Raw genomic sequence first — 5570 nt, 5'->3', positions numbered from 1 at the left:
CTTCCAGGCCCGGGTCGAGGCCGCCATGGACACCGCCGCGGCGGCGGGGCACGTGGTGGAGCCGCCGCTGGTGCTGGACCCCGCGGCGAACGCGGTGGCCGCCGCCCGCCGCTACGTGCGCCGGGCCCTGGCGCGGCTGGACGCGCAGGAGCTGGAGGAGAGCGCCGAGCTGGCGGTCTCGGAGCTGGTGACCAACGCGCTGCTGCACGCGCGCACCGCCTTCGCGATCACCGTGCGCTCCACCCCGGCCGGCCGGGTCCGCATCGAGGTCAGCGACTCCTCGCCGCTGCCCCCGCAGGAGCGCCGCTTCGGGCTGGGCGCCACCACCGGGCGCGGGCTGCGCCTGGTGGAGGCCGTCTCCGGGGCCTGGGGCATCGACCCGCTGGAGGGCGAGCGGCCCGGCAAGACGGTGTGGTTCGAGCCGCGCGCCGACGGCGAGGGGCCGCCGGCGCAGGACCTCACGACCGTCGAGGACTGGTTCCCCGGCACCGCGCCGACGGCCTGAACCGCCCGCCTTGCCGTCCCCGCCCGCCCGGGGGACGCTCGGGCCACGGGCACACCAGGCCAGGAGGAGCGATGAGCCAGCACACCGCCGTCACCGACCACGAGCACCTCGCCGGCGACGGGTGCGAGACGGTCCAGCACGACGACCACCTCGACCACCTGCACGGCGAGGAGCGCCACCAGGAGCAGTCCGTGCACGCCGAGCACGCGGGCTCGCACGCCGAGGGCGACGGGTGCGAGACGGTCGAGCACGAGGACCACGTGGACCACCTGCACGACGGGCACCGCCACCACCAGCACGGGGACCACGTCCACGAGCACTGAGCCGCCGTGCACCTGCGCCGCGCGTCCCCGGGTCGCGGGTCCCTGCGCCGCCCGTCCCCGCGCCGCCCTGACCCGGGCCTGCTGAGGCGCCGCGCGGCGCTGCTCCGGTGGGCGGGCGCGGACTGGCTGTACGCGGCCCGCTGGGAGCTGCGCAGCCTGCGCCGCGGTGCCCTCTCCCCGGAGCACGCCGCGGCCACCGGCGGCGCGGTGCCCGTGGTGCTCATCCCCGGCGTCTTCGAGTCCTGGCGGTTCCTGCAGCCGCTGATCGAGGCGCTGCACGCGGGCGGGCACCCCGTGCACGTCGTGAGCAGCCTCGGCTTCAACGGCGGGGAGGTCCCCGAGGCGGCGCGGGCCGTGCGCCGGCACGTGGACGAGCAGGGCCTGGGGGTGCGGGGCGGGCTCGCGCTGGTCGGCCACAGCAAGGGCGGGCTGATCGGCAAGCTGCTGCTGGCCCACCACAACGCCGACGGCAGGTTCCGGCACCTGGTGGCGGTGAACTCCCCCTTCTCCGGCTCCCCCCTGGCCCGGTTCGTGCCGCTGCGGGCGGTGCGCGTCTTCGCCCCCGGCGGGGAGCTGCTGCGCACCCTCACCGCCGTCGAGGACGTCAACGCCTCCATCACCTCGGTGTTCAGCCGCGTCGACCCGAACATCCCCGGCTCCAGCCGGCTGGCCGGCGCCCGCAACGTCAGCGTCGACACCGTGGGGCACTTCCGGCTGCTGGCGGACCCCCGGCTGGCCGAGGCGGTCCTGGCCGCCCTGGCCGCGCTGGAGGGACCCGGGCGGCCGGGGAGCCCCTCGCGCGGCAGCGCCTGACGCGCGCTCCCCGACGCGCGCGCGGCGCCGGGCCGGCACCGGCTGCGGCACCGGCTGCTGTTGCGGTTGCCGAGGGGCCCGGACCCTGGTGGCATTCCGGACGTGAGCGCGACCGATCAGCGGGTGCGGGTGCGGAGGGCGACGGCGACGGTGACGGTGACGACGGCGGGGACCACCACGAGGACGGCGACGGCGGCGACCCCGGGAGCGACCACGACGAGCACGACGGGCGCGCTCGGCGGCGACGGGCCCGCGCACCGCCCGGGGCGCTCCGACGACGCGGTGGCCGCCGAGACGGCCGCGCTGTTCGCGGCGCTGGGCGCGGAGGAGGACCCCGCCGAGCGCGCCCGGCTGCAGGAGCGCATCGCCACCCTGAACCTGCCGATGGCCCGCAGCATCGCCCGGCGCTACCGGGGGCGCGGGGAGGACCTGGAGGACCTGGAGCAGGTCGCCGCGGTCGGGCTGATGAAGGCCATCGAGGGCTACGACCCCTCCCTGGGCCGGGAGTTCGTCGTCTTCGCCGTGCCCACCGTCTCCGGGCAGATCAAGCGGCACTTCCGCGACCGCAGCTGGAGCATCCGCCCGCCGCGGCGGCTGCAGGAGCTGCGCCCGCGCCTGAGCGCGGCCCGCACCGACCTGGAGCAGGACCTGGGCCGCTCGCCGACGGTCTCGGAGATCGCCGCCCGGCTGGGGGTGGACGTGGAGGAGGTCAGCGAGTGCATGGCCGCCGCGGAGGACTACCGGCTGCACTCCCTGGACGAGCTGGTCTCCGACACCGAGGGCTCCTCCCTCAGCGTCCTAGACACCCTGGGCGAGGTGGACGCCGCGCTGGAGACCGTGGTGGACCACCTGACCCTGGCGCCGCTGCTGACCTCGCTGCCCGAGCGCGACGCCCGGCTGCTGGCGCTGCGCTTCCAGGAGGGCTGGACGCAGAGCCGCATCGGGGAGGAGCTCGGTGTCAGCCAGATGCAGGTCTCCCGGCTGCTGCAGTCGGTCCTGCAGCGCCTGCGCACCGCGATGGAGGCCGCCTGACGCGGTGACCGCGGCCGGGTGACCGCGGCCGGGTGACCCCGGCCGGGCGCTCAAGGTGCGGGGCCCGGCGGCCGACACCGCTGCCGATGAGCGCGACGACCACCACCCCGACGGCCGCCGAGGCGGGCCGCCTGGCGGCCCTGGACGCCTACGGGCTGCTGGGCTCCCCGGCCGACCCCGAGGTCGAGGCCGTGGCGCGCGTGGCCGCGCTGGTCGCCCGCGTCCCCAGCGCCTCGGTGCACCTGATCACCGCCGAGCGCCAGTGCCAGCTCGCCGGCGTGCGCTTCGAGGGCGGGGACGCCGCCCGCGAGGACTCCCTGTGCGGGGTGCAGCTGCACACCGGGCGCTTCGTGCAGGTGCCCGACGCCCGCCTGGACGCGCGCTACGCGGACAAGCCCTCCGTCACCGGCGAGCGGGGGGCGGTGCGCTTCCACGCCTCCGCGCCGCTGCTGACGGAGGCCGGGCAGGTGCTGGGCACCCTGTGCGTGTTCGACACCGAGCCCGGCGCGCTGGACGCCGCGCAGGTCGCCGGCCTGGAGGACCTCGCGCGGGTCCTGGTGGCCCTGTTCGAGCGGCGCCGGCAGTCGCGCCTGGCCGCGCAGCGCGCCGCCGAGGCCGAGCGCCACGCCGCCGAGGCCGCCGAGCAGCGCGCGCTGGCGGAGCTGGTGGTGGCCGAGGCCGAGGCCCGCCACGAGCTCACCGAGGCCGTGCTGGAGTCCGTCGACGTCGGCATCGTCGTCGCCGGCCCCGACGGGCGCCTCAGCGAGTTCAACCGCACCGCCCGCCAGTGGCACGGCCTGGACGCCGACGCGGCGCTGGACCCGGACGAGCACGCCGGCGCGTACGACCTGCGCGGCCCCGACGGCACCACCGCGCTGCGCGCGCGGGAGGTGCCGCTGCAGCGCACCCTGCGCGAGGGCCGGGTGCGCGACGCGGAGATGGTCATCGCCCCCGCCGGGCGCGAGCCGATCACCGTGCGCTGCACCGGGCGCACCATGACGCGCGCCGACGGCACGCCGCTGGGCGCGGTGGTGGCCATGGCCGACATCACCGCCATCCGGGCGCGCAAGCGGCAGCTGGAGACGGCGCTGGCGGAGCTGGCCGAGCGCTCGGAGCAGCTCACCCTGGCGGTGACGCAGCTGGAGGTCACCAACACCGAGCTGGCCCGCTCCAACGGGGAGCTGGAGCAGTTCGCCGGCATCGCCAGCCACGACCTGAACTCCCCGCTGATGGTCGTCGACGGCTACCTGGAGATGCTGCACGAGCTGCACGGCGAGCAGCTGGACGAGCAGGCGCTGGCGTGGATCACCGCCGCCCGGCGCGGCACGGGCCGCATGAAGGAGCTGATCAGCGCCCTGCTGGGCTACGCGCGGGCCGGCGGCAGCACCTGCCGGCGCGAGCGGGTCCAGCTCGACGACGTCGTCGACCAGGCGGTGCTGGACCTGCGCGCGTCGATCGCGGCGGCCGGGGCGCGGGTGAGCGCCGAGCCCCTGCCCGCCGTGCAGGGCGACGCGGTGCTGCTGCGCCAGCTGCTGCAGAACCTGATCGACAACGCGGTGAAGTACCGCCACCCCGCCCGCCCCTGCCGGGTGTCGGTCGGCGCCGAGCGCGACGAGCACGGCTGGGTCGTGGCCGTGCGCGACAACGGCACCGGCATCCCGCTGCACCAGCGCGAGGCCGTCTTCGCCGTGTTCGCCCAGGTCGACCCGGGCGCGGGCACCGGCCACGGCATCGGGCTGGCCACCTGCCGGCGCATCGTCGAGCGCCACGGCGGGTGGATCCGGGTGGAGGACACCCCCGGCGGCGGCACCACGGTGCGCTTCTCGCTGCCGCAGCACCCCGGCCCGGCCTGAGCGCCCGCCCGCGCCCGGGCGGCGCCCGCTACGGGCGGGCGGTGGTGGCGCGCACGACGAGCCGGGGGGCGCTGACGAGCTCGGCGGTGGGCAGGCCGGGTTCCTCCGCGCGCGCGGTGGCCCGCCGCACGGCGTGCGCGGCCAGCGCCGCGGCGTCCTGGCCCACGGTGGTCAGCGCCACGGTGGACAGCGCGGCCACCGCGCTGTCGTCGTAGCCGACGAGCGAGAGCCGCCCGGGCACCTGCGCGCCCGCCCGGCGGGCGGCGGCCAGCACGCCGGCGGCGCACGCGTCGTTGAAGGCGAGCACCGCGGTGGGCCCGCCGGCGCGCAGCAGCTGCGGCGCGGCGCGCACGCCGTCCTCGTCGCCCAGCCCGCCGGGCAGCAGCTCCGGCTCCAGGCCGGCGGCGCGCACGGCGGCGCGGTAGCCGGCGCGGCGCTCGGCCGCCCCCGCGGCGCGCCCGCCGTGCAGGTGGGCGGTGCGCCGGTGCCCCAGGGACAGCAGGTGCTCCACCGCCAGGCGTGCCCCGGCCTCGTCGTCGGTGCGCACGACGTCGACGTCCACGCCCCGCACCGCGCGGGCGAGCACGACGACGGGGGTGCGGGCGGCCAGCTCGGCCAGCGCGGCGCGCGGCAGGGACGGCCCGACGAGCAGCACGGCCTCGCAGCGGTGGTTCAGCAGGGCGCGCACCGCCGCCGCCTCCGGGCGGGCCCGGGCCGCCGGCTCCAGGGTCAGCCCCCACCCCGCCGGCAGCGCCGCGTAGAGGGCCTCGACCAGCTCGCCGTGGAAGGGCTGGTGCAGGTCGTGCACGACGCCCAGGGTGCGGCTGCGGCCGGCGCCCAGCAGCCGGGCGCGCTGGTCGGGGTGGTAGTCCAGCTCGGCGGCGGCGCGCAGGACCCTCTCGCGGCTGGCGGGGCTGGCGCCGGGGACCCCGCGCAGGACGATGGACACCAGCGCCCGCGAGACGCCGGCGCGGGCGGCGACGTCGGCCATGGTCACCGGCTGGGGGCGCTCGCCGCTCGCCATCGCCCGCCCCTCCCCGAGAC

General features: G+C 78.1%; 6 protein-coding genes. 5 read left to right on the top strand and 1 reads right to left on the bottom strand.

Annotation, left to right across the window (positions count from 1 at the left end; genetic code table 11):
• The 5 genes from GTR00_RS13250 to GTR00_RS13230 form a co-directional block, all read left to right on the top strand.
• The coding region (locus GTR00_RS13250; RefSeq protein ID WP_205705736.1) for an ATP-binding protein at nt 1–505 on the top strand (505 nt) is incomplete at its 5' end.
• Between the two features lie 71 nt (nt 506–576).
• Nucleotides 577–828, top strand: a complete 252-nt coding sequence (locus GTR00_RS13245; protein WP_166612083.1) for a hypothetical protein — start codon at nt 577–579, stop codon at nt 826–828.
• Between the two features lie 6 nt (nt 829–834).
• Nucleotides 835–1641 carry an esterase/lipase family protein gene (locus GTR00_RS13240; RefSeq protein WP_166612082.1) on the top strand — a complete coding sequence of 269 codons (807 nt, stop codon included), beginning with the start codon at nt 835–837 and terminating at the stop codon, nt 1639–1641.
• A gap of 282 nt (nt 1642–1923) precedes the next feature.
• Entirely contained in the window at nt 1924–2673 is a 750-nt protein-coding gene (locus GTR00_RS13235; protein ID WP_166612081.1) for a SigB/SigF/SigG family RNA polymerase sigma factor, read from the top strand.
• Between the two features lie 86 nt (nt 2674–2759).
• Nucleotides 2760–4526 (top strand): sensor histidine kinase, encoded by a 1767-nt coding sequence (locus tag GTR00_RS13230; protein ID WP_166612080.1) that lies wholly within the window; start codon nt 2760–2762, stop codon nt 4524–4526.
• A 28-nt stretch (nt 4527–4554) separates the two neighbouring features.
• Here the strand turns inward: GTR00_RS13230 and GTR00_RS13225 are convergent, their stop codons facing one another.
• Entirely contained in the window at nt 4555–5550 is a 996-nt protein-coding gene (locus GTR00_RS13225; protein ID WP_166612079.1) for a LacI family DNA-binding transcriptional regulator, read from the bottom strand.
• Nucleotides 5551–5570: the final 20 nt, after the last annotated feature.

Source organism: Kineococcus indalonis (assembly GCF_009906395.1).
GTDB classification, from domain to species: domain Bacteria; phylum Actinomycetota; class Actinomycetes; order Actinomycetales; family Kineococcaceae; genus Kineococcus; species Kineococcus indalonis.
Note: the sequence above shows the minus strand (reverse complement) of the source record. Positions and strands in the feature narration are given on the sequence as shown.